At 59.0% G+C, this 25,815-nt stretch carries 23 protein-coding genes; 11 read left to right on the plus strand and 12 right to left on the minus strand.

Annotated elements, in window-relative coordinates; all coding sequences use genetic code 11:
* Window positions 1–128: 128 nt before the first annotated feature.
* Together glgX and CCGE525_RS17790 are read left to right on the plus strand one after the other, a co-directional pair.
* Window positions 129–2,102 carry a glycogen debranching protein GlgX gene (gene glgX / locus CCGE525_RS17785; RefSeq protein ID WP_120705433.1) on the plus strand — a complete coding sequence of 658 codons (1,974 nt, stop codon included), beginning with the start codon at window positions 129–131 and terminating at the stop codon, window positions 2,100–2,102.
* A gap of 68 nt (window positions 2,103–2,170) precedes the next feature.
* On the plus strand, window positions 2,171–2,659 hold the full coding sequence (locus CCGE525_RS17790) for a MaoC family dehydratase (protein ID WP_120705434.1): 489 nt from the start codon (window positions 2,171–2,173) through the stop codon (window positions 2,657–2,659).
* Here CCGE525_RS17790 and CCGE525_RS17795 read toward each other — a convergent pair.
* From CCGE525_RS17795 to CCGE525_RS17810, 4 genes are all read right to left on the minus strand, one after another.
* Window positions 2,656–3,204, minus strand: coding sequence for a sarcosine oxidase subunit gamma (locus tag CCGE525_RS17795; protein WP_120705435.1), 549 nt, complete (start codon window positions 3,202–3,204; stop codon window positions 2,656–2,658). The genes CCGE525_RS17790 and CCGE525_RS17795 overlap by 4 nt on opposite strands.
* Window positions 3,197–6,193 carry a sarcosine oxidase subunit alpha gene (locus CCGE525_RS17800; protein ID WP_120705436.1) on the minus strand — a complete coding sequence of 999 codons (2,997 nt, stop codon included), beginning with the start codon at window positions 6,191–6,193 and terminating at the stop codon, window positions 3,197–3,199. The genes CCGE525_RS17795 and CCGE525_RS17800 overlap by 8 nt, the downstream gene beginning before the upstream one ends.
* The gene (locus CCGE525_RS17805; protein ID WP_120705437.1) at window positions 6,190–6,552 is read right to left on the minus strand and encodes a sarcosine oxidase subunit delta; all 363 of its coding nucleotides are present in this window, start codon (window positions 6,550–6,552) and stop codon (window positions 6,190–6,192) included. The genes CCGE525_RS17800 and CCGE525_RS17805 overlap by 4 nt, the downstream gene beginning before the upstream one ends.
* Before the next feature lie 65 nt (window positions 6,553–6,617).
* Window positions 6,618–7,871, minus strand: a complete 1,254-nt coding sequence (locus CCGE525_RS17810) for a sarcosine oxidase subunit beta family protein (RefSeq protein ID WP_120705438.1) — start codon at window positions 7,869–7,871, stop codon at window positions 6,618–6,620.
* A 448-nt stretch (window positions 7,872–8,319) separates the two neighbouring features.
* Between CCGE525_RS17810 and rpsU the strand changes: the two genes are divergently transcribed.
* The 5 genes from rpsU to CCGE525_RS17835 all read left to right on the plus strand — a co-directional run bounded on the left by rpsU (window position 8,320) and on the right by CCGE525_RS17835 (window position 13,339).
* Window positions 8,320–8,532 carry a 30S ribosomal protein S21 gene (gene rpsU, locus CCGE525_RS17815; RefSeq protein WP_003585885.1) on the plus strand — a complete coding sequence of 71 codons (213 nt, stop codon included), beginning with the start codon at window positions 8,320–8,322 and terminating at the stop codon, window positions 8,530–8,532.
* Window positions 8,533–8,670: 138 nt separating this feature from the next.
* Window positions 8,671–9,546, plus strand: coding sequence for a tetratricopeptide repeat protein (locus CCGE525_RS17820; RefSeq protein ID WP_245472036.1), 876 nt, complete (start codon window positions 8,671–8,673; stop codon window positions 9,544–9,546).
* A gap of 149 nt (window positions 9,547–9,695) precedes the next feature.
* A complete protein-coding gene (locus tag CCGE525_RS17825) occupies window positions 9,696–10,769 on the plus strand; it encodes an NAD(P)/FAD-dependent oxidoreductase (protein ID WP_120705439.1) in 1,074 nt (357 codons plus the stop codon).
* 246 nt (window positions 10,770–11,015) lie between these two features.
* Window positions 11,016–12,677, plus strand: coding sequence for a sensor histidine kinase (locus tag CCGE525_RS17830; protein WP_162950211.1), 1,662 nt, complete (start codon window positions 11,016–11,018; stop codon window positions 12,675–12,677).
* Window positions 12,678–12,856: 179 nt separating this feature from the next.
* Window positions 12,857–13,339 carry a DUF992 domain-containing protein gene (locus CCGE525_RS17835; protein ID WP_120705441.1) on the plus strand — a complete coding sequence of 161 codons (483 nt, stop codon included), beginning with the start codon at window positions 12,857–12,859 and terminating at the stop codon, window positions 13,337–13,339.
* A 304-nt stretch (window positions 13,340–13,643) separates the two neighbouring features.
* Here CCGE525_RS17835 and CCGE525_RS17845 read toward each other — a convergent pair whose 3' ends face one another.
* Window positions 13,644–14,540 (minus strand): LysR family transcriptional regulator, encoded by an 897-nt coding sequence (locus CCGE525_RS17845; protein WP_120705443.1) that lies wholly within the window; start codon window positions 14,538–14,540, stop codon window positions 13,644–13,646.
* Here CCGE525_RS17845 and CCGE525_RS38360 point away from each other — a divergent pair.
* From CCGE525_RS38360 to CCGE525_RS17860, 4 genes are all read left to right on the plus strand, one after another.
* Window positions 14,539–14,691 carry a hypothetical protein gene (locus CCGE525_RS38360; protein WP_162950212.1) on the plus strand — a complete coding sequence of 51 codons (153 nt, stop codon included), beginning with the start codon at window positions 14,539–14,541 and terminating at the stop codon, window positions 14,689–14,691. The genes CCGE525_RS17845 and CCGE525_RS38360 overlap by 2 nt on opposite strands.
* 80 nt (window positions 14,692–14,771) lie before the next feature.
* Window positions 14,772–15,653, plus strand: coding sequence for a phosphotransferase family protein (locus tag CCGE525_RS17850; RefSeq protein ID WP_162950213.1), 882 nt, complete (start codon window positions 14,772–14,774; stop codon window positions 15,651–15,653).
* A gap of 26 nt (window positions 15,654–15,679) precedes the next feature.
* Window positions 15,680–16,324 carry a DapH/DapD/GlmU-related protein gene (locus tag CCGE525_RS17855; protein WP_120705445.1) on the plus strand — a complete coding sequence of 215 codons (645 nt, stop codon included), beginning with the start codon at window positions 15,680–15,682 and terminating at the stop codon, window positions 16,322–16,324.
* A gap of 217 nt (window positions 16,325–16,541) precedes the next feature.
* The gene (locus CCGE525_RS17860; protein ID WP_120705446.1) at window positions 16,542–17,267 is read left to right on the plus strand and encodes an HAD family hydrolase; all 726 of its coding nucleotides are present in this window, start codon (window positions 16,542–16,544) and stop codon (window positions 17,265–17,267) included.
* Window positions 17,268–17,297: 30 nt separating this feature from the next.
* On the opposite strand, the gene CCGE525_RS17865 is transcribed toward CCGE525_RS17860, so the two are convergent.
* The 7 genes from CCGE525_RS17865 to CCGE525_RS17895 all read right to left on the minus strand — a co-directional run bounded on the left by CCGE525_RS17865 (window position 17,298) and on the right by CCGE525_RS17895 (window position 25,638).
* On the minus strand, window positions 17,298–18,692 hold the full coding sequence (locus CCGE525_RS17865) for an NAD(P)(+) transhydrogenase (Re/Si-specific) subunit beta (RefSeq protein ID WP_120706477.1): 1,395 nt from the start codon (window positions 18,690–18,692) through the stop codon (window positions 17,298–17,300).
* Between the two features lie 10 nt (window positions 18,693–18,702).
* Window positions 18,703–19,101 carry an NAD(P) transhydrogenase subunit alpha part 2 gene (locus CCGE525_RS17870; protein WP_120705447.1) on the minus strand — a complete coding sequence of 133 codons (399 nt, stop codon included), beginning with the start codon at window positions 19,099–19,101 and terminating at the stop codon, window positions 18,703–18,705.
* Window positions 19,102–20,265 (minus strand): Re/Si-specific NAD(P)(+) transhydrogenase subunit alpha, encoded by a 1,164-nt coding sequence (locus CCGE525_RS17875; RefSeq protein ID WP_120705448.1) that lies wholly within the window; start codon window positions 20,263–20,265, stop codon window positions 19,102–19,104.
* 108 nt (window positions 20,266–20,373) lie between these two features.
* Window positions 20,374–20,598 carry an aa3-type cytochrome c oxidase subunit IV gene (locus CCGE525_RS17880; RefSeq protein WP_120705449.1) on the minus strand — a complete coding sequence of 75 codons (225 nt, stop codon included), beginning with the start codon at window positions 20,596–20,598 and terminating at the stop codon, window positions 20,374–20,376.
* A gap of 281 nt (window positions 20,599–20,879) precedes the next feature.
* Window positions 20,880–21,635, minus strand: coding sequence for an N-acyl amino acid synthase FeeM domain-containing protein (locus CCGE525_RS17885; protein ID WP_120705450.1), 756 nt, complete (start codon window positions 21,633–21,635; stop codon window positions 20,880–20,882).
* Between the two features lie 362 nt (window positions 21,636–21,997).
* Window positions 21,998–24,301, minus strand: a complete 2,304-nt coding sequence (locus tag CCGE525_RS17890; RefSeq protein ID WP_120705451.1) for a putative bifunctional diguanylate cyclase/phosphodiesterase — start codon at window positions 24,299–24,301, stop codon at window positions 21,998–22,000.
* A 230-nt stretch (window positions 24,302–24,531) separates the two neighbouring features.
* Window positions 24,532–25,638: a TRAP transporter substrate-binding protein gene (locus CCGE525_RS17895; protein ID WP_120705452.1), complete on the minus strand. Its 1,107-nt coding sequence runs from the start codon at window positions 25,636–25,638 to the stop codon at window positions 24,532–24,534.
* Window positions 25,639–25,815: the final 177 nt, after the last annotated feature.

Here is a 25,815-nt window from a genome sequence, read left to right on the forward strand (position 1 = left end):
AGGGGCCCTCTCGGAATTCACCGCGACTGCACAATTTGCCTGACGCGCCGCCCCTCCTCCCCGCCCTTCGATGAACTCAGGAGCGGGGAGAGAGGACAACCTCTAGACGTTCGGAAAGCCCGCGAGACATGCAAGAGCCCGCCACCCGATCTTTCGGCGCTACGGTTACCGACCAAGGCGTGGAATTTGCAGTTTGGTCCAAGCATGCCGACAAGATCGAACTCTGCCTGTTCGATGCCGAGGGTAAGAAAGAGATTGCCCGTCTGCCAATGAAACGCGAAGGCGAAGAGCATCGCCTGGCTGTGGACGGCATCAAGGAACGCGCGCGCTACGGTTTTCGAGCCCATGGCGCATACGATCCGGCTCAAGGTCTATGGTTCGATCCGTCGAAGCTGCTTGCCGACCCCTACGCCAAGGAAATTGACCGGCCCTTCCACTACGATCCACGCCTGACCACGTTCGGCGAGGACACGCAGGATCTGATGCCGAAGGCGATCGTCTCGCGTGACGTACCAGTGAAGCGGGCCAAGCCGCTGTTCCAACCGGGCGGCCTGATCTACGAAATCGCCGTCAAGCCTTTCACAATGCTTCATCCGGAGGTGCCGGCGGAAAAGCGCGGCACGCTCGCCGCCCTCGCCCACCCCGCCGTCATCGCTCATCTCAAGCGCCTGCACGTCGACGCCATCGAGCCGATGCCGATTGTCGCCTGGATCGACGAACGGCATTTGCCTCCGCTCGGACTCAGCAATGGCTGGGGTTATAATCCCGTCGCTTTCATGGCGCTCGACCCGCGTCTTGCCCCCGGCGGTGTCAGGGAATTGCGAGAAACGGTCGCCGCGCTGCACGCCGAAGGCATTGCCGTCATCCTCGATCTCGTCTTCAATCACACCGGCGAGAGCGACCGCTACGGCCCGACGCTGTCATTGCGCGGCCTCGACAACCCTACCTATTTCCGCCATGAGCCGGACCAACCGGGCACATTGATCAATGACACCGGCACCGGCAATACGGTCGCCTGCGATCAACCCGCCACACGCCAGCTCATCATCGACAGCCTGCGCCATTTCGTGCTCCACGCCGGCATCGATGGCTTCCGATTCGACCTCGCGACCGTCCTCGGCCGCACCGCCAAAGGCTTCGACCCCGAAAGCCTGACGCTGCGGTCCCTGTTTGCCGACGACATTCTGGAAGATCGCATCATGATTGCCGAACCCTGGGATATAGGCCCCGGCGGCTATCAGCTCGGCAATTTTCCGGCGCCTTTCCTCGAATGGAACGACCGCGCCCGTGATGATCTGCGCCGCTTCTGGCGCGGCGACGACAACATGATCGGCGACATCGCCACCATCCTCGCTGGCTCCTCGTCCTTTTTCGGTCGCGACGGTCGCGTCCAGACCCGCAGCATCAATTTTCTCGCCGCCCATGACGGCTTCACGCTGATGGACATCGTCTCCTATGCTCACAAGCACAATGAGGCGAACGGCGAGAACAATCGCGACGGCCATAACGAAAACTTCTCCTGGAACAATGGCGTCGAGGGCAAGACGGATGATCCGATCATCCTCCGCAAACGCCGCACCGACATCGAAGCCTTGCTGTCGACGCTCTTCGCTACCCGCGGGACGATCATGCTGACCGCCGGCGATGAAGGCGGGCGCACGCAGCGCGGCAATAACAATGCCTATTGCCAGGACAACGACATCACCTGGATGGACTGGACCGCGCTGGACGAGGAACTGATCGGCCACACCGCCTGGCTCGCCAGCCTCCGCCGTCGCTTTACCGCCTTCAGCGAGATGGAGTTTTTCAACGGTAATGGCGACGTCCTCTGGTTCTCCGCCAAAGGCACGGCGATGACGGTACCCGATTGGGAAAAGTCAGATGCCCAAGTGCTCGGAATGGCGATCGGGACGGAGGATCGCGATACCGGCAAGAAGACCCGCCTCGCCCTGCTGCTCAACCGTGCGAACGGAGAACAGACCTTCAAGCTGCCGGCATCAGGCAAGGGCGGCTGGTCGCTGCTGAATCCGGAGGAGACGAAGACGGTTCGAGGCGAGATCATCGTGCCGGCGCGCTCGGTCAGCTTCCTCATCGAAAACTGAGCCCGTTGACTTTCCGGTCTTATGCGCCAGAAAGATCGAAGGAAGCAGCAAAGCCTGACGAGGATAGAATGCCCGGCGATATTTCGCTTGTTGAGATCATGAAGCTGGTCGGAACCGAGATCGGCGTCTCCGGCTGGATCACGGTCGACCAGACCATGATCGACACTTTCGCCGACGCGACGCTCGATCACCAGTTTATCCACGTCGATCCCGAGCGCGCCAAAGCGGAAACGCCCTATGGCGGCACCATCGCTCACGGCTTCCTGACACTCTCGCTTCTCTCGGCCATGAACTACAGCGGCCTGCCGAAAATCCGCGAGCAGACGATGGGCATCAACTACGGCTTCGAAAAGATCCGCTTCATGTCGCCGGTCAAATGCGGCGCCCGCGTCCGCGGCCATTTCGTACTCGCAGAAACCCGACTTCGCGGCGCCAACATGATGATGCTGACCTACGAGGTCAGCGTCGAGATCGAGAACGAGCGCAAACCAGCCCTGACCGCGACCTGGACGACCATATCGCAGTTCGATCCGAAGGATCGGCCGGAAGGAGCTTAAAGCCCCGCATCCTCCGCGGCCTCAGCCAGAAGGCCGAAGGCGTAGTCGGAAAAGGAGCGCCAGACCTCGACGCGGAACGTCTCTTCATCGAGCCTCAACAGCACGACTTCCGCCTTGCCGAACAAGGTGCGTGAGCAGGCCCCGACCGGGAAAGCCTGCAGCGACAGGTCCTGCGGGCAACCGCCGGTGAGTGTGGCTTCCGCACCGGGGCCGGAAACGATGATCGCGGTGTTGCGGTGGGAGATGTCGGTCGCCGCGTAGAGAACCCCTGCATCGCCTGGGAGGCTGAGCAGATCGGCGCCGCTTTCGTCGATGATGAGCCATTCATCCGGCCCGAGCCAGAGAGCGTAGCGACCGTCCTTGTGCGAAGAGGTCTTTGGCCGCTGCGGTATATCCAGCTTGAGGGCCCAGGACAGACCGGCTATCGAATCGGCAGGTGCGCGCAGCGAGATGCGGCTGGCAGGCGCCGCCGGTGTTAGGCGAACGGTGCCGGAGCCGCCGTGGCCGCCGGCGAGCGGCAGTTTGCGGGTTGCGATATCAGCCATTGATCCGGCCTCCTTCCTTGTCAAAGAACACCAGATCCGTCACCTCGACGGCGATCGTCTTGTCCGGCATCGGCACGTAGAGCGTCTTGCCCATACGCTCGCGGCCACCGGCAACCAATGCGAAGGCAATGGAGCGTCCGAGATTTTCCGACCAGTAAGCCGAGGTGACATGGCCAAGCATGGTCATCGGCTTCGGCTCGTTCGGATCGGCGACGATCTGTGCGCCTTCCTCGAGCACCACCTTCGGATCGCGGGTGATGAGGCCGACGAGCTGTTTGCGCCCTTCCTTGATGAGATCGGGCCGCTTCAGGCCGCGAATGCCGACAAAATCGGTCTTTTTCTTCGATACGGCCCAGGAAAGCCCGGCATCGTCTGGCGTCACCGTGCCGTCGGTATCCTGGCCGACGATGATGTAGCCCTTTTCGGCGCGCAGCACGTGCATGGTCTCGGTGCCGTAGGCGCAAGCGCCCATCGGCTCGGCCCGCGCCCAGACGGCTTCCAGAACCGACTGGCCGTAGTCGGCCGGGACGTTGATTTCAAAGCCAACTTCACCGGTGAAGGAGACCCGGAACAGCCGCGCCGGTACGCCACATACCATGCACTCCGCCACGCTCATATGCGGGAAGGCCTCGTTGGAAAGATCCAGCCCCTCTACCAGCGGCTCGATGATCTCCCGAGCCTTCGGGCCTTGGACGGCGATCACAGCCCATTGCTCGGTCGTCGACGTCAGCCAGACTTTTAGATGCGGGAACTCGGTCTGCAGATAATCTTCCATGTGATGCAGCACGCGCGGCGCACCGCCGGTGGTGGTCGTCACGTGGAACCGGTCGTCAGCCAGACGGCCGACGACGCCGTCGTCATAAACGAAGCCATCCTCGCGCAGCATGATGCCGTAACGGCAGCGGCCGGGCTTCAACGTATCCCAGGCGTTGGTGTAGATGAGGTTCAGGAACTGTGCCGCATCCGGCCCGACCACTTCGATCTTGCCGAGCGTCGAGGCGTCGAACACACCGGCGACTTCGCGCGCCGTGTGGCATTCGCGATCGACGGCCTGATGCATGGTCTCGCCTGGGCGCGGATAGAACCAAGCGCGCTTCCAGTTTCCGACGTCCTCGAAGACAGCACCGTGCGCCTCTTCCCAGGCATGCATCGGCGTCTTGCGCGTGGGATCGAACAGCGAGCCGCGCGAATGGCTGATCAGCGTGCCGTAGGTCACGGGGGTGTAGGGTGCGCGGAAGGTGGTGAGACCGACCTGCGGGATATCCTTGCCGAGCATTTCCGCGGCGATCGCCAGGCCATGCATGTTGGAAAGCTTGCCCTGATCGGAAGCCATGCCGTTGGTGGTGAAACGCTTGATATGTTCGATCGAATGCATCCCCTCACGCACGGCGAGACGGATGTCCTTGGCGCAGACGTCATGCTGGAAGTCGACGAAAGCCTTGGCATTGGTATCTGGCCCCGCACCTTCGGCCGCGCCGATCATGCCGCCGGTCCATTCGAAGGCCTGCTCGGCGTGCAGCAAAATTTTGTTGCCCTCACTACTGGCGCCGACAGCCCGCGCCATTAGTTCTCCGGCGGCAAGCGATTCCTCGATCGCCGCCTGGAGGCCGTCCGTTCCGTTGCAGGCACCAACCGAAAGACAATCCTGAACATAAGTGCCCGGCAGGAAGCGCTGCTTCTCGGTATCGAATTTCAGCTTGCCGCGCGACTGTGAAAACAGATGCACGGAGGGCGTCCAGCCGGCGGAAACGAGTAGCGCGTCGATGGCGATCTTGCGGGAACCGCGGCTGCCGTTACGCGCCACCGTCATCGACGAGATGCGGAGCTTGCCGGCAGTGTCGGTGACAGCATAGCCCGGCAGCACTTCGATGCCGAGCCGCTTTGCTTCCGCGGTCACGGCCTCGCCTGGATGCGAACGACTGTCGACGATGGCGGCGACCGAGACGCCGGCGCGCTTCAGATCGAAGGCGGCCTCATAGGCCGAGTCATGCGCCGTATAGACGCCGATCCTGGCACCGACGGCAACACCGTAGTGGTTGAGATAGGTGCGCGCCGCAGATGCCAGCATGATGCCCGGACGGTCGTTGTTCGGAAACACCATGTGCCGTTCGATCGCGCCCGTCGCCATGATGACGCGCTTGGCGCGGACCTGCCACAAACGCTCGCGCGGCAAATGACGGCCCGGCCTTGCGAGATGATCGGTGACGCGTTCGGCAAGGCCGACGAAATTATGGTTATAGTAGCCGAACGCCGTCGTGCGGGTCAGCACCTCGACATTGTCCATCGAATTGAGCTTGGCAACGACACCCTGAGCCCAGGCAAAGCCTTCGACGCCGTCGATCTTGACGCTGGCGTCAAAGCGTAGCGCCCCGCCCGCTTCCGACTGTTCGTCGCAGAGAATGACCTTGGCGCCGGCCTCGGCTGCAGCGAGCGCCGCCGAAAGACCGGCAACGCCGGCGCCGACCACCAGCACATCGCAATGGGCGTAACGGCTGGCATAATGATCCGGATCTTCTTCGGTCGGCGCGACGCCTAGACCGGCGGCGCGACGGATGAAGGGCTCATAAATATGCTTCCAGGCCGCTTTCGGCCACATGAAGGTCTTGTAGTAGAAGCCCGCGGCGAAGAAGGGCGACAACAGATTGTTGACGCCGCCGACATCGAAGGCGAGCGACGGCCAACGGTTCTGCGATTGGGCCTTCATGCCATCGAAGACCTCCTGCACGCTGGCGCGCACATTCGGCTGCCGGCGGGCCGAATCGCGGGAGATGTCGAGCAACGCGCTCGGCTCTTCTGCGCCGGCCGATAGAATGCCGCGCGGGCGATGATATTTGAACGAGCGGCCGACGAGATGAATACCGTTGGCAAGCAGCGCCGAAGCGACGGTGTCGCCCTCCAGCGCGGTGTAGCTTTTGCCGTCAAAGGTGAAGCGGGCGGTTCTAGCTGGCGTCAGACGGCCCTTGCCCGCAATACGATTGGCGCCGCTCATTTCGCAAATCCCTCTTCTTGTGCCGCTTGTTCTTGTGCATTCTGGTCTTGTAACACCGGCTCTTGGGCGGCCGGCGGCGTCGAAAGATCCGGCTTCGGCTCGCCGGCCTTGTAAGTCCGGTAGAATCGGTCGCTGACCGTATCGCGCGCCGCATTGAAGAAGCGGCCGCAGCCATGGATGTGCCGCCAGCGCTCGAAGATCAGACCCTTCGGATTGTCCCGCAGGAAGAAATATTCCTCGAACTCTTCGTCGGAGATCGCGGCGATATTTTCCGGCCGCACGATATGCGCGTCGCCAGCATTGCGGAACTCCAGTTCCGAACGCTCTTCCTCGCAATAGGGGCAGTAAATCAGCAGCATCGTTTTCTACCTAATGTTAAAGCTCGGGACCGAAGCCCGGAGGACGGGCGCAGAGCTGTACCCCATCAATGCGCCACGGCAGCAGCTGCAGCCTCGTCGATCAGACGCCCGGTGCGGAAGCGTTCGAGCGTCAGCCCGGCATTGAACTTGTGCGGCTCGTCGCGGGCGATCAGATGCGCGAACAGATTTGCCGATCCTGGCGTCGCCTTGAAGCCGCCCGTCCCCCAGCCGCAATTGACATAGAGCCCCGGCACCGGCGTTTTCGACTGGATCGCCGAACGGTCCGGCGTATTGTCGACGATGCCGCCCCAGGAGCGCATCATCTTGACGCGCCGGAACATCGGGAAGAGCTCGCAGATCGCATCCAGCGTATGGGTGATGATCTGCAGGCCACCGGTCTGGCTATAGGAATTGTATTGGTCGGTGCCCGCACCGATGACGAGTTCGCCCTTGTCGGACTGCGAAATATAGGCATGCACCGTGTTCGACATGACGACGCAGGGGAAGATCGGCTTCAGAGGCTCTGAAACCAGCGCCTGCAACGGGCTCGATTGCAGCGGAACGCGCACGCCGGCCATCTGCATGACGACCGTGGTGTGACCGGCCGCCGAAACGCCGATCTTCTTGGCGCCGATGAAGCCGCGCGTCGTGTCGACGCCGGTGACGCGGCCATCCGGTCCGCGCTGGATACCGGTCACTTCGCAATTCTGGATGATGTGCACGCCGCGATCCGAGGCCGCGCGGGCAAAACCCCAGGCAACCGCATCGTGACGCGCCGTGCCGCCGCGACGCTGCAGGGCAGCACCATTGATCGGATAGCGGGCCGTCTTGGAAATATCGAGCGGCGGACAGTAAGCCTTTGCCTGTTCCGGCGTCAGCCATTCATTGTCGATGCCGTAGAGCCTGTTAGCGTGGATATGCCGCTTGAAGGACTGCTGGTCGTGGATATTGTGCGACAGCATCATCACGCCGCGCGGCGAATACATGACATTGTAATTGAGATCCAGAGAAAGCCCCTCCCAGAGCTTCATCGAATGCTCGTAAATGTGCATGCTTTCTTCATAGAGATAGTTCGAGCGGATGATGGTGGTGTTGCGGCCGGTGTTGCCGCCACCAAGCCAGCCCTTTTCAAGGACTGCGACATTGGTGATGCCGTGCTCCTTGGCGAGGTAATAGGCGGCGCCCAGACCGTGGCCGCCGGCGCCGATGATGATGACGTCATACTCCTTGCGCGACTCCGGCGAACTCCACTGGGCCTCCCAACCCTTGTGAGCCCGCATTGCTTCCCGTGCCACGGCAAAAACCGAGTATTTACGCATTCGCCCTCAACTCCTTCAGGGATCAAGCCCTTTCGATGGGCCATACAAATCGCAAATCGAAAACCGACACAACGGCTCTTTTGCGACGCATTAAGGACCCGCTTTCGACACGCTCTAAAAGAATGCTACAGCAAGGCCCGACCTTGTGAACAGCCTGGATCGATTTGTGGTGCGAAATCCTCACATAAGGATGTCAATGCAGCAAAGGCACGGGCTGCCAATATCAGTTCAGCGGCTCCGATGAGGCGGAGACGACATCGCTGGCTCAACTCAGCGCTCGACAAAGCGCTTTTTCCTCTGCAAACTCACGATCTGGCTAGACTTTGACAAACCGATCTGTTATCTCGCCTTACCAATCGCAAGGCTGCGGCCGCGCGAACGTTATATTTTTGCCTCCTGGCGCTGCAGTCGCCGCTGGCATCAACCAAACCAAAGGAACGTGATTCTCGTGCAGGTACTTGTCCGCGATAACAATGTCGACCAGGCTCTCCGCGCTCTCAAGAAGAAGATGCAGCGCGAAGGTATTTTCCGCGAAATGAAGATGCGCGACTATTACGAAAAGCCGTCGCAGAAGCGTGCTCGCGAGAAGGCAGAAGCTGTTCGTCGCGTTCGCAAGTTGGCACGCAAGCGTGCACAGCGCGAAGGTCTGGTCGCACGCTAATCGTCGTTTTTTCGACGTTTTCAGATGCATGTCTGGCGGGGGCGAGTCGTTCGCCGCCGCCTTTTTGATTTATTCTCCGGGCAAACCGGGTTAAATCAAAACAGCCTGATATAACGCATGGGAAAGCGAAACCCGCTAATGGCAATCACGACGTCCAAACAGTTCCGCACTTCGAAGCTGTCTTTTTTTGTTTCGAAGCGCGCCACTGCCCTGCCAGCTTTGGCGCTTCTCACTGCGATCGGCCTTTCCGGCTGCCAGACCGGCTCCACCGATACAGTGATCCGCATCGACAAGGCACAAGGCTCGTCGGAAAACATTGCCTCGCTGACCTCGGTCATCAATGCCAATCCTCAGGATCCGGAAGGCTACAACGTCCGCGGCACGGCCTATGGCCGCGGCGGCGAATTCAGCCGCGCCCTCGCAGACTTCAACCAGGCGATCCAGCTCAATCCGAAGTTCTACCAGGCCTACGCCAACCGCGCTCTGATCTATCGCAACATGGGCAAGCTGCCGGAAGCGACCGCCGACTATAATGCCGCACTGCAGATCAATCCTAATTATGACGTCGCCTATATCGGCCGTGGCAACCTCTATCGCCAAGCCGGCCGCGACGACGACGCCTTCAGCGACTACTCCAAGGCGATCAGCCTCGGAACGACGGATGGCCGTGCCTATAACGGCCGCGGTGTGATCTATCAGAAGCGCAATCAGCAAGATAAGGCGATCGACGATTTCTCGAAGGCGATCTCCCTGTCGCCGAATTCGCCCGAGCCCTATAACAGCCGCGGCATTTCCTATCTCGCGCAGAACGACGACGACAACGCTTTCGCCGATTTCAACCACGCGATCGACCTGAACAACAAGGTCGCCGAATCCTGGGCAAACCAGGCCTTCGTTTACGAGCGCCGTGGTGACAAAGCCAAAGCCCGCCGTTCCTACCAACATGCCGTCAACCTCGACCCAAGCTATCAGCCGGCCAAGGACGGCCTGGCACGCGTCGGAGCGGGCGCCTAAAGCAGTTTAGGAAAAGCGAGCGCGCGGTTCCGTCCGGAAGTGCGAAGAACAACAGTGGGCCGCCCGGCGAACATCCGCCCGGCGGCTTTCTTTTATGCCGTTGAGCGCATAGTCTCGGTCCAACCCCGCATTCGGACCAGAGAAACGGCATGTCCTCTCCTCCAAAAATCATCGTCGTCGGCGCTGGCATCATAGGGGCTTCCATCGCCTGGCATTTGGCGCGCAAAGGCGCTTCCGTCACCGTGATCGCCTCAAAGGCCGGGGGCGAGGCGACGCCGAACTCCTTCGCCTGGATCAATGCGAGCTGGGGCAATCCCGAATTCTATTTCCATTTCCGGCGCCGCTCGATGGCGGAATGGTCACGTTTGGCGGCTGATGTTCCCAGCTTGCCGCTTTCCTGGTGCGGCGGGCTCTGCTGGGATCTGCCGGAGGCTGAGTTGGAGGCCTATGCCGCACAGCAAAGCGGTTGGGGCTACGGCATGCGGCGGGTCGATCGCCAGACAAGCGCCATTCTCGAACCCCATCTCGCCGACCCGCCCGTGTTCGCGCTGCATGTCGCCGAGGAAGGCGCCGTCGAGCCTGTCGCCGCTGCCAATTTGTTGCTGGAGGATGCCGCCCGCCAGGGCGCAACGCTACTATACGGCACGGAGGCCAGGCGGCTCCTGCAGGAGAACGGCAAGATTGCAGGCGTTGAAACGACGGATGGAGCCCTGCTCGCCGATCACGTCGTTCTGGCCGCCGGCGCCGGCACAGCACCGCTCGCCGCTTCTGTCGGCATCGATGTGCCGGTAGAGACGCCGCCGGGATTGATCGTTCACTCCCGTCCCGTTCCGCCGCTGCTGAACGGCCTGGTCATGGCACCGGAGCTGCATATGCGCCAGACGATGGAAGGCCGGGTTATTGCCGGCAGCGATTTCGGCGGTACCGATCCGGGCGATAATCCGCAAAAAGCAGCCGACGAGCTTTTTGCCAAGGTCAAAGCCGCATTGCGTGATGCCGACGGGCTCGAACTCGATTTTTATACCGTCGGCTATCGCCCGACCCCGAAAGACGGCTTTCCGATCATTGGCGGCGTCGACGGCGCGCCCGGCCTTTATCTCGCCGTCCTGCATTCCGGCGTGACGCTGGCGCCGCTCGTCGGATCGGTTGCGGCAACGGAAATTATCGACGGCCGTCCCGACCCTCAGCTTTCTCAATTCCGCCTATCGCGCTTCGCGCAGTAAGGCGAGTGATCGACGAAAGAACAACCTTATTCCGGGCCGCACTCAAAGCGTCCGGCCTCACTTACGATTTAACGGCGATGACTTTTCATATGTTGCAACGCAATTTACCGGGCTCTAACATGGCGCTTTCGAGATCATGCTGCTCGGGTAAGAGCATGGGGGCGCTCGACATGATGACTAAGACCGTTATTCCCGCTTTTGCGGACGTTTTTTATCCCTATGGTGGTCCGGTCGGTTGATCCCGCCATGAAAAAGCCGCGTTTCCCGAAGGCTTCGATTGGAGCTTATCTGATCGCCATAGCACTGGCGATTGCTTTGCCGATTCTGGCCTTCGTGGCACTGTTGCTGGTCCAGCTTGAGAGCAACGAACGTGATGTGCTGAAGCGCGATACGGTTCAGGATGCCCAGGCACTGGCGCGTACCATCGATCGACAACTGCAGGACATGGCGACGACCCTACGCCTGCTCTCCTCCTCACCAGAATTGGAGCACAACGATATCGCCACCTTCTTCGAACGGACGGAGACAGTGCTGCGCACCGATTCGCTTTTCGTCCTGCTCGTCGACAAGGATGGCCAGCAACGGCTGAATACGAGCCATCCGTTCGGTGAGCCACTCGGCAAGACAGCCAATATGGCTGCATTGCACTCGGCGCTCGACTCGGGGCGTATCGAAGCGTCCGACGTCTTCATCGGCTCAAGCAGCGGTCAATGGGTCTATAATGTCACCCTGCCCCTTTACCACTCGCCCGCCGGTGCTGCGTTGATCATGACGCAGAGCGCCGAGGACCTCGGCAAGCTCATCACAACGGGCGCGCTCGCACCCGGCTGGTCAGCCGCAGTCATTGACAGCTCCGGCCACATCGTCGCCTCCAGCGGTCCCGCCAATCATGTCGCCGGCGACGCCTTCAACCGCGACATCCTGCCGAAGCTGATCGCCTCAAGCGGCGTCTATCAGGATGAAAAGATCCTGCCGCACGCCCTGCTTGGTTATGCGCAAATTCCAGGCTGGTCGTGGAAAGCCGTCGTATGGGGACCTGTCGCCTCGGCGCAGGCTTCGCTGATGAGCACATGGCGCTTCCTGATCTATGGCGGCGTCACCCTGTTGTTGATCGCGCTGATCGCGGTCTATGCGCTGGCCCGTCAGGTGCGTATCACCATCCAGAGCATCGCCGATATGGCAGACCGAATGGGCCGCGGCGAAATCGTTTCGCCGATCGACACCAGCGTCATCGAGGCCAATCAGGTGGCTGTGGCGCTATCCAACGCATCCTTCGATCGCAGCGAAACAGAGGACCGGCTGCACTTTGTCATGCACGAGCTTGTCCATCGCACCAAGAACTTGCTCGCGCTCGCCCAGGCAATGACTCGTCAGCTCGCTCGGCAAACCGACAGCGTCGACACCTTTCAACGGGCAGTCGCCGACCGGCTTGAGGGGCTGGCGCGTTCGATCGAAGTCCTGACCAGCGAACAATGGTCCGGCGTGTCGCTGCGCCGGGTGATCGATATTCATCTGGCCACCTTCCTGCAAGGACCGCAACAGCTCGACATCAAAGGCAGGGATTTCCTGTTGAAGCCGGAGGCCGTGCAGAATCTCGGCCTGGTTCTGCATGAGCTGGCGACAAACTCGGTGAAATATGGCGCGCTCTCCGCCCCCGAGGGGAAGATCACGATCGAATGGACGAATGTGGAGAGCGACATCGGGCAAATGATCCGGTTCGTCTGGACGGAAAGCGGCGGTCCGATCGTCAAGACACCGACCGTGACTGGCTTTGGTACGACCGTCACCAAGGCTCATGCCGCCGCCGCCTTCAGCGGCAGCGTCGAGATCGACTTCCGCCCAACAGGTCTCGTCTGGGTGCTGAACGCCTTGCGCAGCACCCTGGAGCGTGAACGCGAGCGAAACTAGAGCAATTCCAGGAAAAGTGCGAAGCGGTTTTCCGTCCGGAATGCGTAAAAACAAGCGAATAGAGCGGGGAAGCGATTCCGTGAAAAGCTGAACCGCTCTAGCACTCGCCTTCCACCCGGAACATTCAACCGCAGGAACCGTTCCAGTTTCATCATTGGTCAATCCAGAGGAGAAAGACCATGCTGAAACACATTCTCCTGGCATCCGCAGCGTTGTCTGCTGCAGTATGGGCTACGCCTGCAAGTTCGGCAGACTACACTACTCTCGGCAGGCTCACCTGCACGTCGGAAGGATCGACGGGCATGATCGTCATGTCCCAAAAGAACCTCATGTGCACTTTTGAACCGGGCAACGGCGGACCAGGCGCGCGTTATGCCGGCACAGTCCAGAAATACGGCGTCGACCTCGGCGTTACCGGCCGCAGCGTCATGGTCTGGGCCGTCCTTGCCAAAACCGGCACGCCATGGACCGATATCGCGTTGGCCGGCGAATACTACGGCGTTGGCGCCGATGCCAGCTTTGCCGCCGGCGGCGGCGCCAAGGTTATCGCAGGCGGCACCAACAAGGCCTTTATGCTGCAACCACTCAACGTCCAGGCCCAGGAAGGTGTTAATGTCGCCGTTGGCGTTGAGAAACTGACGCTGGCACCCGCTTCGATTTGAGCGGCTATTCTATTGATCCTTTGGCGTGAACCGCAATTCCTGCATTTTGCTTCTCGCCACGATGGCCGACCTGCTCGAAAAAGCTTCGGCCAGAAATCCATAATCAATACGGCCGGATGCATCCGGCCGTTCGTGAAGATCGTATCCCGGCCAGACAACTCGATTGAGCTCGGTGAGGCGCCCCAACACTCGCGGTGAGCTGCATGGCAACTTTGCGCCAGAAGCGGCCATTGGATCTTTACAGCGCCAATTCCTCTGAATTTAGGACTCGCTACGGCTGCCTGCGGAATGGTCCCGCATTCAATCAGATCTGCTCCTCGCTGAAGGCTGCCTTTAGCCAGTTGAGAAACGCCGTTGCGGCAGGCGATAGTGGACGGGCGGGGTTCATCATGGCCACGAAGCCATCGTTGAAAGTCAGAAACTCAGAGCGCTGCACCAACTTTCCACTTTGCAGTTCTTTCAACGCGAAGCGCCGTTCGACCAGCGCGACACCGAGCCCGGCAACGGCCGCGCTGACGCAGAGATGAACATGCGGAAAGCAGAGCTCGTCCGACGCCGAAATTTCATGTCCGGTTGCGGCCTGCCAGTTTGTCCATTGTCCGTCCATATGACCATGGGAAATCCGGACCGGAAAGCTCGATCCGTTACCTTCACTTCGAAAGGGATAGTCCGGCGCGGAAACCAGACCGAATGAAACCGGGCCAAGCGGAACGAAGTGTCTCTGAACCACCGGTCTCGACAGGCGGTCCCAACTGAGCGTCATGTCGACGCCATCCCGAGCTCGGCTCATGCCGCTATCGCGCGCCGTGGAAGACATCGAAAGCTCCACACGGCAGCCCGGGCGCAGGCGATAGAATTCGCCGAGACGCGGCACGAGCCAAGCCATGGCGAACGTGGCGCTGCAGGCGATATGGACGCTTGCCTCGCTCCGGCCCGTCTTCAGTTCATGATAGCATTCTTCCAGAAGATCGAAGGCGCGCGTGACTGTCGCATAAAAGGTCGCTCCGTCCTCGTTGAGGCGAAGACCCGTGCCGGCCTTGTCGAACAGCGGAGCGTCGAATTGATCCTGCAGGAGCTGCAACTGCCTGGAAATCGCGGCGTGTGTCCGCCCCAGTTCATCGGCAGCGCGCGTGACCGATCCGAGGCGCGCCGTGGCTTCGAATGCGCGAAGGTATGAAAGAAGCGGCAGGTTGCGAGGCATGGCTTCCCTGATTGTAAGATTTTCTGACGAATTCGGTCAGGATTACGAGCTTTTCGCCCCTAAAGCACACGGTTATGACATCCGTGTTTCAGAGAAAACGGGTTTTTCCATGCCAGCTCCGCACGATACCGACGATAAGCAAACACACTGATCGCATTCCTGCAATGCCAAACGGACATCGATAGGCGATCCACCCAAATGAGAAAATTCACGCAAACGTCGGAATCAACCGTGGCTTCCAGGCTAGCAAAGTTGCTTGGCAAGACGGTGCGATGCACCCGGATATCAACGTATCTCGGACGAAATGAAGTATTCACGATCAATGACGGCCTGATTTTGAAGATCTTCCACATCGATCCCCGCCAGCGTCGAAAGACCGAAATGGCCTCGCTGGCGTTCCTGGAAAGAATAGGAATTCCGGGACCGCAATATGTCGCTCACAGCGACGAAGAAGACGATCTCCTATGGCTGTTGCAGACCCGGCTCAAAGGCGATCCCTTATCCCTTCAGGCGGGAAATCCTGCCTATCACGCGAATATCTATCGTGAGATCGGCGGGATCCTGGCTCGGCTGCAGGACGCCTCGATCACTGAGCCGCCGGACCTGCTGCATCAAACACTGGCGGAGCGATGGGCTCATACCCGCAGGCGGCTGGACGGCAAATCTGTTGGCGGACTCGATGTGGTCAGACGCGCAATCGAATATCTCGATGGTGCCGATCTGGCCGACCGGAGGCCACTTGTCTTCGTCCATAACGATTTTTCGGCGCGTAATTTTCTGGTCGACCCGGGCAAGGACGGGGCGCCGCTTCGCTTCATTGGCCTGATCGACTTCGAAAAATCGTTCCTTGGCGATCCCTGGGCCGATCTTGCCATTCTCCTGTCCAAGACGATGGCCTCGAACCCAGTCATATTTTCCGCCTTCTGCGACGGTTTCGGCCGCGATCGTGCACTCGCGCTGGTTACGCATCCGAACATGGTCAACCGCAGTCTGATCGAAATGCTCTATATCGTCAGTTGGGCAGCCTCGGACGATCCCGACTTCTGCGCCTCTGCCCTCGCGTACACAAATTCGCTGCTTCAAGGCACGGCCATGGCCGCACTGCAACTGTGATCCCCTCTCAATAAGCGGAATTGGTGATGGCTTACACATCCGAACTTGTCCGGCCCAAAATTGCCGAAACGATCATTCATCCGACCGCCTGCGTGAAAGCCTCCCAAATAGGAGATCGATGCGAGATTCTTGCCGAGACTTCGGTCAGCAGATCCCAACTCGGAGATTTTTCCTATCTCGGCCAGCATTGTGTGATCGCAGATGCGGTCATCGGCCGATTTTGCGCCATCGCAGCCAATGTCCGGGTGGGCGCGCCCAATCATCCGATCGAGCGTCCGTCCATGCATCGGTTCACCTATTGTCCCGAATACTATTTCGAAGGCGCAGAACGCGACTTTGAATTTTTCAGGAAGCGTGGCGCCGACCGTGTGATCATCGGCCACGATGTTTGGATTGGCCATGGAGTGATCGTTTTGCCGGGCGTGACGATCGGCAATGGCGCGGTGCTCGCGGCCGGTGCCGTCGTCACGAAGGATGTCACCCCGTACACGATCGTCGGAGGCGTTCCCGCCCGGCCGATCCGGGAGAGGTTCACGCGAAACATCGCGGAAAAGCTTACCGAAATCGCATGGTGGAATTGGCCGCTTGAAACCTTGATCGAAAGGCTTGCTGACTTCCAGTCGGAGGACATCGAGGGTTTCTGCAAGCGTTGGTCGCAACCCCGCTTCTGAGAATACCCTTTTTCAGATCGCACTCATCACGGCAAAGGAAAGCGCGATGTCTCATTGCATTGAGGTCGATGTCCTCATCTGTGGCGCGGCGACTGTGTACTTGTTCGGCCCGACGGATACGTCGGCGCAGTCGTGGATCGCAGCCATCGTCACGTGCTGAGCGATTAGCTGGACCAAATCGGTCTTTTCAACTCCGAAAATTGAGAAAGGCGCATCGATGCATGAAATATTGGAAAACGTTTTGATATGGGATTTCGAGGGAACGCTGGCAGTTCGTCCTGGCCGTTTTGCTGGCGCTTTGGCGGATGCTGCGCGGATCATCGATGGAACCTTTTCTGCTTCGACCGCTGACCTGAGGCCACTTCTGTCACCAGCATTTCCATGGCACTCGAAAGAACTGATGCACAAATATGCCGGGGACGCAGATTCCTGGTGGACGAATATCGAGAAATATTCGACGGATGCCCTGCAGCAATTCGGGCTTTCGAGTTCCGTCTCCCGAGAGGCAGCACGGCTTGCACGCTCGGTCTATCTCGACATAAGCGGCTGGCGGCGAATCGACGGGACAGTCGAAACCCTTGAGATCTTATCTGAGCGCGGCTGGGTTCACGTCATCATGTCCAATTTTGCGCCGGAACTGGAGTTGATCGTGGATGGTCTTGGCCTTTCGGACCCCATAGCGATGGCGTTTTCCTCCGCAATCGTCGGCTTCGAAAAACCGCATGAGGGGTTCTTCAGATATGTTTTCGAACGGCTTGGCCGAGCGCGGGCCGTTTGGATGATCGGTGACAACGTCGATGCCGACATCAAGGGCGCACGCGCCGCCGGCTTGAAAACCATATTGCTTGGCGAGCACTCCCCTGAAGCCGATCATTCGATTCCGGCAATCTTTCAAGTCGCCGATATCGTGGGCTCGCCTCCGGGTATTCGCAAAGACGACTGACGAAGTCCATTGCTGGCACAGAGAACGGAATCACTCATTGACTGCCTTGACGATCTCCTCGGTCACCTTCTTGGCGTCACCGAGCAGCATCATCGTGCCGTCCTTGTAGAACAGCGTGTTGTCGATACCGGCATAGCCGGATCCAAGGGAGCGTTTGACGAAAAGGCAAGTCTTGGCCCTGTCGACGTCAAGGATTGGCATGCCGTAGATCGGCGAGGTCTTGTCGTCGCGTGCGGCCGGGTTCGTGACATCGTTGGCGCCGATGACGTAGGCGACATCGGCCTGCGCAAATTCCGAATTGATGTCCTCGAGCTCGAACACTTCGTCATAAGGAACATTGGCTTCGGCAAGCAGCACATTCATGTGGCCGGGCATGCGGCCGGCGACGGGATGGATGGCATATTTCACGTCGACGCCGTTTGCCTTCAGCTTGTCGGCCATTTCGCGCAGCGCATGTTGGGCCTGGGCGACCGCCATGCCGTACCCCGGCACGATGATGACTTTCGAGGCATTGGCCATCAGATAGGCAGCATCCTCTGCCGAGCCGAGCTTGACAGTTTTGTCGCTATTGTCGGCGCCACTGGAAGCCGCCTCACCACCGAAACCTCCGAGGATCACGGAAATGAAAGAGCGGTTCATGCCCTTGCACATGATGTAGCTGAGGATCGCACCCGAGGAGCCGACCAAAGCACCGGTGATGATCAGCGCCAGGTTGCCGAGTGTGAAGCCGATGCCAGCCGCCGCCCAGCCGGAATAGGAGTTCAGCATCGATACGACGACGGGCATGTCGGCGCCGCCGATCGGCACGATCAGCAATACGCCGAGCGCCAGGGCCAGAGCGACGATCGCCCAGAAATCGAAATGGCTTTCGCTGACGGTCAGACCGATGATGAAGAACACGATCAGCGCCAGCAGCGCGGAATTGATGACATGTCGGTTCGGCAGCAGGATCGGCTTGCCCGACATGCGTCCGTCCAGCTTCAGGAAGGCGATGATCGAGCCGGTGAAGGTCAGCGCGCCGATCGCCGCGCCGATCGCCATTTCGATGCGGGCCTCGCGATGGATCAAGCCGATAGCACCGATGCCGAAAGAAGACGGCGTATAAAGTGCCGCGGCAGCGACCAGCACGGCCGCCAGACCGACCAGCGAATGGAAGCCGGCGACGAGTTGCGGCATGGAGGTCATCGGAATGACGCGGGCGATATGGGCCCCTGCCCCGCCGCCGATGGCAAGACCGAGGATGATCAGCGCCAAGCCGCCGAAGGAGGGCGTCGCCAGAACCAGCGTCGTCGCGATGGCAATGCCCATGCCGACCATGCCGTAGAGATTGCCGCGGCGGCTGGTGGCCGGATGCGACAGGCCGCGCAGCGCCAGGATGAACAGCACGCCGGAGACGAGATAGAGGAAGGCCGCGATATTGCTCAGCATGCCGCCCTCACTTGTCTTTCTTCTTGTACATCGCCAGCATGCGCTGGGTGACAAGGAAGCCACCGAAGATATTAACCGAGACGAGCACCAGCGCCACAAAGCCGAAACCGGTGGCAAGCCCGCTGGCGGAAATGCCGACCGCCAGAAGCGCGCCGACGACGATGACCGAGGAAATCGCATTCGTCACAGCCATCAGCGGCGTATGCAAGGCTGGCGTCACAGACCAGACGACATAATAGCCGACGAAGATCGCCAATACGAAGATCGCCAGTTGGAAGACGAAAGGATCGATCGCACCGCCAGAAACAGCGCTGACGGATTCCGGCGCCTGGGCGGCAGCGGTCATCACAGCGTTGACCGCGTCATCCAGTTGCTGAAGCGCCTGGTCCATTGCTTGGCTGGCCATCTAGAGATCTCCCTTGTTGACCGTCGGCTGATCCGGGTCGACGAAATTCGGATGCACGACTTCGCCGCCATCGGTCAGCATCGTCGCTTTGATCAGTTCATCGGCACGGTTGAGCCCAAGGCTCCTGGTATTCTTGTCAACCATCGTTTCCAGGAAAGTGACGAGATTCTTGGCGTAGAGCGCAGACGCGCTCGCCGGAATGCGCCCGGCCATATTGGGATATCCGACCACCTTGACACCCTCGACATGGGCGACGGTCCCGAATTCGACACCCTCGACATTGCCCCCGCGTTCAACGGCAAGGTCGACGGCAACCGCGCCGGAGCGCATCGCCTTCAGCATCTCGCGGCTGACAAGCCGTGGTGCCGGGCGGCCGGGAATCAAAGCCGTCGTAATGACGATATCCTGTTTGGAAATATGTTCGGCAACCAGAGCCGCCTGCTTGGCCTGATAGTCTTTGGACATCTCCTTGGCATATCCGCCGGCCGTTTCCGCCGCCTTGAACTCCTCATCCTCGACGGCGACGAATTTGGCGCCAAGCGAGGCGACCTGCTCCTTGGCGGCGGGACGAACATCCGTCGCCGACACCTGCGCGCCAAGCCGTCTTGCCGTCGCGATCGCCTGCAGACCGGCCACGCCGGCGCCCATGACAAACACTTTCGCTGCCGGCACCGTACCGGCCGCCGTCATCATCATCGGCAACGCCCGGTCATAAACGGCAGCTGCCTCGATGACCGCCTGATAGCCGGCGAGATTGGCCTGCGACGACAGGACGTCCATCGACTGTGCACGGGTGATGCGCGGCATCAGCTCCATAGCGAAGCTCGTCAGTCCGGCCCGTGCCATGTCGGCAAGTGCGGCTTCGTTGCCATAGGGATCCATGATGGCAATGACGATCGCGCCGCTCTTATAGCCCGCGATCTCGTCGCCGGTCGGCCGGCGTACTTTGAGGATGACATCGGCCTGAGCGGCGTCTTGAACGGAGCCAATACGCGCGCCGATGGCTTCGTATTCGCCATCCCGAATGCGCGACGGAGCACCCGCGCCGGCTTCGACCACAATGTCGAAGCCAAGGCCTTTCATCTTCTTTACCGTTTCGACGGACGCCGCAACGCGCGTCTCATCCGCCACGGTCTCCTTGGCAACGAAAACCAGATTGCCCAACGACACCACCTCGCGTCAAACGACAGCACCACTGGATACAGGAGCGCAATAACCTGCAAAATCAGGCCAAGATTCACGGAAAGCACGGGCCGGTCGGCCCTGCGTCGATCAGAGCGTCAAATAACTGCCGACAAAAGCAAGGATAATGAAAATCAGGAACCCGCCGAGGAAACCGGCGTGGCCGAAAAAGCCCGCGGTCATGCCGATCAGCAAGGCGACAACAATAGTAGTCCCGAGTTTGGCCGCCCGCAGAAACAGGTTATAGGTCTTCTCATGCTCCTTGTAATCCATCGGAGCACCTGTCTCGATCGGTCCGGTATGATGTTCGGCCATTCAAAAATCTCCCCTCAATCCACCCATCCGTCGGCCCGACAAGAGCCGATCGGCTGGAGTTCATCCTCGAAAGCAGCAGCACGTCCAGAGGATATGCCGCAGCCAAATTCCCACAATCGAGGCGTTACACAAAGCGACGAAAAATGCAATGCACGACAACGCCGCAGAGGCTGGAGCATCCCGCTTTCAGGTGGTCCCACCTGAAAGCGGACAAGAATGCCCTAGATTCAAAGGTCGAGAGCGATCTTTGTGCGTTCAATGAATGCACGGCTTAAGAAGGCTTAGCCGAATTGCTCTCGAACAGCGGTGCGCCCACCTGCAGCCAATCGCGCCGTTGGCAGGATGGTCAGCGGGAGCGTGCCGCCGTCTACATCGCGGGAGAACATCATCCGCCGCTCATAGGGTTCCGAATCGAAGAAGGGATACCGTTCCATCAACTTGCCGCGAATCTCTTTCGACCGCGAAGCAAGCAACGTCAGTTCGAAACCATAGGTCTCCGTCATGCGCGGCGGCACGATAGTGTCGGCATAGAAGACACGCTTGTAGAAAGCAGCGTGTGCCGGACGGATATGCTGCATCACCCGGTCGGCATTGAAATAGATAGCCGCGACGATTGCCGGCCTCAGCGTCAAGTAAGGTAGCGCCGGCATTTCAAGCTCGAAATCGGGATCGATCGCGAAGCGGGCCGGGTCTATCAGCGTCATGCCGGCATCGAGGAAGGCATGGATTTCATCGGGGAAAATCCCCGTGGACTGACAAACGCGATGGTCCGGCGTGACGTGGTGCACACGCACCGTACTCACCAGCTCTTCATAGTAATAGACACCGAAAATATAGGCCTGTTCGTCGAAATCGATGGCGTCGATCATGGTCTTGGCTGCAACGGGCAAAACCGCATGCGCCTTATAGGCCTTGTAACGCAGCCGAGCGACATCCTCCATGTCCTCGCTGCTCTCGATCCGACGATATTCGACATGATCGAGCACCTCCATAAGCTTCCCAGCAAAGCTATTTTTCAAAGTACTCATATAAGTCATGGCCGTATTCCACAATGGTAACGGTCCATTATTGGTATTAACCGAAAAATTGATCAATATTCGTTTTAATTTTTATTAATTATTTGTTCGTTAAGGTTAATTTTTTGACTACGAATACCGGTATAGATTCGAATATTCACGGATTCTTATCTAACGATTATTGTGAGATGTTGGGGGAAACCTGACGTAAGGACAGGCAAGAGGCATTGATGACAGTGATGTCTGCCTGTCACCAAAGATAGACGGGTTTGTTCTGGACAGTTTGAGTTCGGCAGACTCGACGTTCGCCCAGACTGGGAGACCGCCCACCGCTGGCCGTCTCCTCCTCGCATATGCGGCAGAGTCGGCAGTGAGGCGAGAGTTCAGGCCACATTATCCTGCCGCATGGCCCGCTGATTGCGGCCGAGATTGCCCACCATATCGACAATACTCTCCTGCGACACGGGAACTGAAAACACATAGCCCTGGATGATATCGGCCAAATCATATTCTTCGATGAGCGCCAGTTGTTCCGGCGTCTCCACTCCCTCGATAACGATTTCGAGGCTAAGAGCCCTTGAGAGATCAATGATGCCGCACAGGAGTTTGAAACGGCGGCTGTCGTTGGTGATATCACGTACGAAGGAACGGTCGATCTTGACGATATCCACAGGCAGCGAATCGAGATAGCTGAGGCTTGAAAAGCCGGTACCAAAATCATCGATGGCGATGGTGATGCCCTTGGCGCGCAGATCGGTGAGGATGGACCGTACGGTCGCGACTTCATCCATCAAGCAGCTTTCGGTTACTTCCAGATGCAGCCGCGACGGGTCCAGCCCCGATGCATCGAGCGCTTCCATGACCATGGTGACGATATCGTCGCTGCGCAGGTCCTGTGCCGAGAGATTGACCGAGACCGAGATCGGCTTCGGCCACGTGGCGCAGTCCCGGCAGGCCTGATTGAGCATGAAGCGGGTAATACCGGTGACGATGCCCATCTCCTCGGCGATCTGCACGAAGACATTCGGCGGAATCGAGCCCTTTTCCGGATGTACCCAGCGCGACAGAGCTTCGCAGCAATCGATGCGACTGCCATCCGGCGTGAACATCGGTTGATAGACGGCGTGCAGCTTGCCAGTCTCGATTGCCTCGCGCAGATCCTCTTTCAATTTTTGCCGCTCGACGTAACGGGCATCCATTTCCTGCTCGAAGGCGGAGCATCCACCCTTCATCCGCGACTTGGTTTCGAACAAAGCCAAGTCGGCCTTGATCTGCCACTCCTCCGGACGGAACTCCCGGCTCGGCATGGTTACATAGCCGCCGCTGAAGGAGACACGAAAACTATTGCAATCTACGTCGTATAGGCCGGCCATGGCGGCGTGCAGCGCGCGCACACGGCCGTCCAAATCGGGCTCGTCATCCTCGTTGGGAAAAAACAACACAAACTGGTCCCCGACGAGACGCGCGGCGAGTGCCATATTGCCCGCCTTCTCTTGCAATCGGGCGGCTATGGCGACCAGCAGCCGATCGCCGATGACATGCCCCTTGGTATCATTGACGTGTTTGAAGTCGTCGACGTTGAGAACCAGAATGCCGATCTGGCCCTCCTGGGCGCGGGCCGCGAGCTTTTCCTTTATCGTCTCGACGAAATATTCGCGGTTCGGCAATCCCGTCAGTGGATCGAAGCGCACCATGTGCAGGATTTTGCGCTCGGCGCGAATGCGCGGCGTCACATCCTCGAAAATCAGAATGACGACGCCATCGGCGCGCCGGCTTGCCGAAAATTCCAGAAATAAGTCTTCATTGAATTGAATCAGCGTGCGCGACAGCGAGCCGCTAACGAGCTGCGCCATCTGTCGCTGGATCAGGCCGGGCAGCGAGCCGTCGATGAAGGCGTGCCGGGCGCCATAGCGCAGCACGACGTCGAACTCACAATCCCTAAGCTGTTCCTGATGCGCCAGGTTCAAAAGCTCGCAGGCTTTGCGGTTAACCACCAGGATGCGATTGTCGGCGTCCAGCATGAACAGACCATGCGTCATGTTGTTGAGCGCCGTGTCGAACCGGTCGGCAATCAGCGATATCTCACGCGAAGCGATGACATTCTTGTAAAGAAACTCGCGCACGCCATTGGCCATCGAGCGCGTCGTCAGGCCGAAGGGCACGAGCATGATGGAGACGATGGCCTTGTAAAGCTGTTCCGACATTAGGCAGGCGACGATGATCGGCAGGCAGCAGGCCATGGTCTGCAGATCGATCGCCTTTTGCGAACCATAATTGCGGCCGACGATCGACACCATCGATGCCATAGTCACGGCGATACAGATGAATTCCGCCAGCGGGTCCTGGACGATCAGGATCGCATAGCCGCTGCCGATACCAAGAATGCCGGCGGTGCCCGCAGCGCCCAGCACATAACGCGTTTCCCAACGCGCTATGTCGGCGCGCGAAAAGACATGTTTATCGGCGGCGTCGAATTGCCGGAACGAATACATGCGCGAGGCGAAAACGGCCGCAAAGGCCAGACAGAGACCGAGATAGATGTCGGCGCCCGTGCTCAGAAAAACAATGACATAGCTCAAGATGTGAACGAACACACCCGTAAACAGCGTTTTACGGTTTCCGAAAAGCGAACTTACGAACGACAGATAAACATCCGTCGGCACGGTGTCCGGGCTTTGAGGCTTCATTCAGAGTTCCCCTGGTGCGGCGGACACACTAATTGAAACTTTTTAAAATTTGATTGCCCAAATAAGAGGTATCTGGACAGATTTTCTAATCATGTCGGTAACTTACGCCGATTTTGAGTGATATTTTGCACCGTATTCGTGCAATCGACTAAAACCGACTCTACTCAGACTATATTTCATCAATCAAAAATTGCTAAAATAGAAAATGATGAATATCAACGTGCCGCCAATCACAGCTTGCCGGCCCGCTGCTGGATCATCATGAAAGTGTCGAAGGTATACTCGGAAAGTTGCATCCAGAGATAGGCATCCTTCTTATAAGCAACCTGATCCTCGTAAATCCGTTTGAAATAATCGTTCGACTTCGAAAGATCGGCATAAATTCCGGTCGCCGCCTGGAAACAGGCCTCGAGAATTTCCTGACTGAAGGGGCGCAGCGTCACTCCCTGCTTCACGATCTCCTTCAGCGCCTGCGGATTTCTCAAATCATATTTCGCCAGCATGTTGGTGTTGGCGAAGGCGCAGGCACCCGCCAGGATCGTCTGATAGTTCTTCGGCAGCGCGTTCCATTTTTCCAGATTGAAGAAAGCGTGCACGACGGCACCTCCCTCCCACCAGCCGGGATAATAATAATATTTGGCGATCCTCTGAAAACCGAGCTTGAGATCGTCATAAGGACCGACCCACTCTGCAGCGTCGATGGTACCTTTATCGAGTGCGGCATAGATGTCGTTGATGGCGAAATCCTGTTGCGGCACGACGCCGATCTTTTCGATGACCTTGCCGGCGAGACCGGCAATGCGCATCTTCAAGCCTTTAAGATCGTCCAACGTATTGATTTCCTTGCGGAACCATCCCCCCATCTGCGCGCCGGTATTGCCGGCCGGCAGGCCGAAAATACCCTGGGTGGCGTAAAACTCGTTCATCAGCTTGTTGCCGTCGCCCTGATAGAACCAGGCATTGGAGAGCCGGGCATTGAGGCCGAAGGGCAGAGCCGTGCCGATGGCGTAGGTCGGGTCCTTGTTCCAGAAATAATAGGAACAGGTATGAGCGGCATCGACCGTCCCCGCGCTCACCGCGTCGGCCGCCTGCGCGCCGGGCACGATCTCCCCGGCTTCATAGGTCTGGATGACGAAATTGCCTCCGGTCGCATCCGAAACATGCGCCGCAATGTCCTCTGCGCCGCCATAAATCGTATCCAGGCTCTTCGGGAAGGAGGAGGTCATCTTCCAGGTGATCTTCGGATATTCCTGGGCCACAGCGGGACTGGCGAGCGCAGAGGCAGCCGCGCCCGCGCCAACTGCTCCAGCCCGCCTGATGAACGAACGGCGATCCATCGAAACCTCCCGTATAGATAGCATTGCGGGAAAAATGCTCTCCCGACTATGGCGCGAGCGTTGGAGCTAACCACGCCGCGCATTGTCTTTCAAGATTGCTTTTGCACCGTATTATGGCGATTCCTGTACATCGTCATGACGAACGGAAACAAAGCCTCGCCGCAACCATTCCGCGTT

The sequence above is a fragment of the Rhizobium jaguaris genome (assembly GCF_003627755.1).
In the GTDB taxonomy this organism is placed as follows: domain Bacteria; phylum Pseudomonadota; class Alphaproteobacteria; order Rhizobiales; family Rhizobiaceae; genus Rhizobium; species Rhizobium jaguaris.

Excerpts from the sequence above, each read along its gene's own strand:
- CCGE525_RS17880 (WP_120705449.1), bottom strand. The coding sequence starts at position 20,598 with ATGGCCGAACATCATACCGGACCGATCGAGACAGGTGCTCCGATGGAT.
- CCGE525_RS17835 (WP_120705441.1), top strand. The coding sequence starts at position 12,857 with ATGCTGAAACACATTCTCCTGGCATCCGCAGCGTTGTCTGCTGCAGTA.
- CCGE525_RS17795 (WP_120705435.1), bottom strand. The coding sequence starts at position 3,204 with ATGGCTGATATCGCAACCCGCAAACTGCCGCTCGCCGGCGGCCACGGC.
- CCGE525_RS17810 (WP_120705438.1), bottom strand. The coding sequence starts at position 7,871 with ATGCGTAAATACTCGGTTTTTGCCGTGGCACGGGAAGCAATGCGGGCT.
- CCGE525_RS17870 (WP_120705447.1), bottom strand. The coding sequence starts at position 19,101 with ATGGCCAGCCAAGCAATGGACCAGGCGCTTCAGCAACTGGATGACGCG.
- CCGE525_RS17820 (WP_245472036.1), top strand. The coding sequence starts at position 8,671 with ATGGCAATCACGACGTCCAAACAGTTCCGCACTTCGAAGCTGTCTTTT.
- CCGE525_RS17825 (WP_120705439.1), top strand. The coding sequence starts at position 9,696 with ATGTCCTCTCCTCCAAAAATCATCGTCGTCGGCGCTGGCATCATAGGG.
- CCGE525_RS17805 (WP_120705437.1), bottom strand. The coding sequence starts at position 6,552 with ATGCTGCTGATTTACTGCCCCTATTGCGAGGAAGAGCGTTCGGAACTG.
- CCGE525_RS38360 (WP_162950212.1), top strand. The coding sequence starts at position 14,539 with ATGGCTTCCCTGATTGTAAGATTTTCTGACGAATTCGGTCAGGATTAC.
- CCGE525_RS17845 (WP_120705443.1), bottom strand. The coding sequence starts at position 14,540 with ATGCCTCGCAACCTGCCGCTTCTTTCATACCTTCGCGCATTCGAAGCC.
- CCGE525_RS17890 (WP_120705451.1), bottom strand. The coding sequence starts at position 24,301 with ATGAAGCCTCAAAGCCCGGACACCGTGCCGACGGATGTTTATCTGTCG.
- CCGE525_RS17855 (WP_120705445.1), top strand. The coding sequence starts at position 15,680 with ATGGCTTACACATCCGAACTTGTCCGGCCCAAAATTGCCGAAACGATC.
- CCGE525_RS17800 (WP_120705436.1), bottom strand. The coding sequence starts at position 6,193 with ATGAGCGGCGCCAATCGTATTGCGGGCAAGGGCCGTCTGACGCCAGCT.
- CCGE525_RS17860 (WP_120705446.1), top strand. The coding sequence starts at position 16,542 with ATGCATGAAATATTGGAAAACGTTTTGATATGGGATTTCGAGGGAACG.
- CCGE525_RS17895 (WP_120705452.1), bottom strand. The coding sequence starts at position 25,638 with ATGGATCGCCGTTCGTTCATCAGGCGGGCTGGAGCAGTTGGCGCGGGC.
- CCGE525_RS17885 (WP_120705450.1), bottom strand. The coding sequence starts at position 21,635 with ATGACTTATATGAGTACTTTGAAAAATAGCTTTGCTGGGAAGCTTATG.
- glgX (WP_120705433.1), top strand. The coding sequence starts at position 129 with ATGCAAGAGCCCGCCACCCGATCTTTCGGCGCTACGGTTACCGACCAA.
- CCGE525_RS17830 (WP_162950211.1), top strand. The coding sequence starts at position 11,016 with ATGAAAAAGCCGCGTTTCCCGAAGGCTTCGATTGGAGCTTATCTGATC.
- CCGE525_RS17790 (WP_120705434.1), top strand. The coding sequence starts at position 2,171 with ATGCCCGGCGATATTTCGCTTGTTGAGATCATGAAGCTGGTCGGAACC.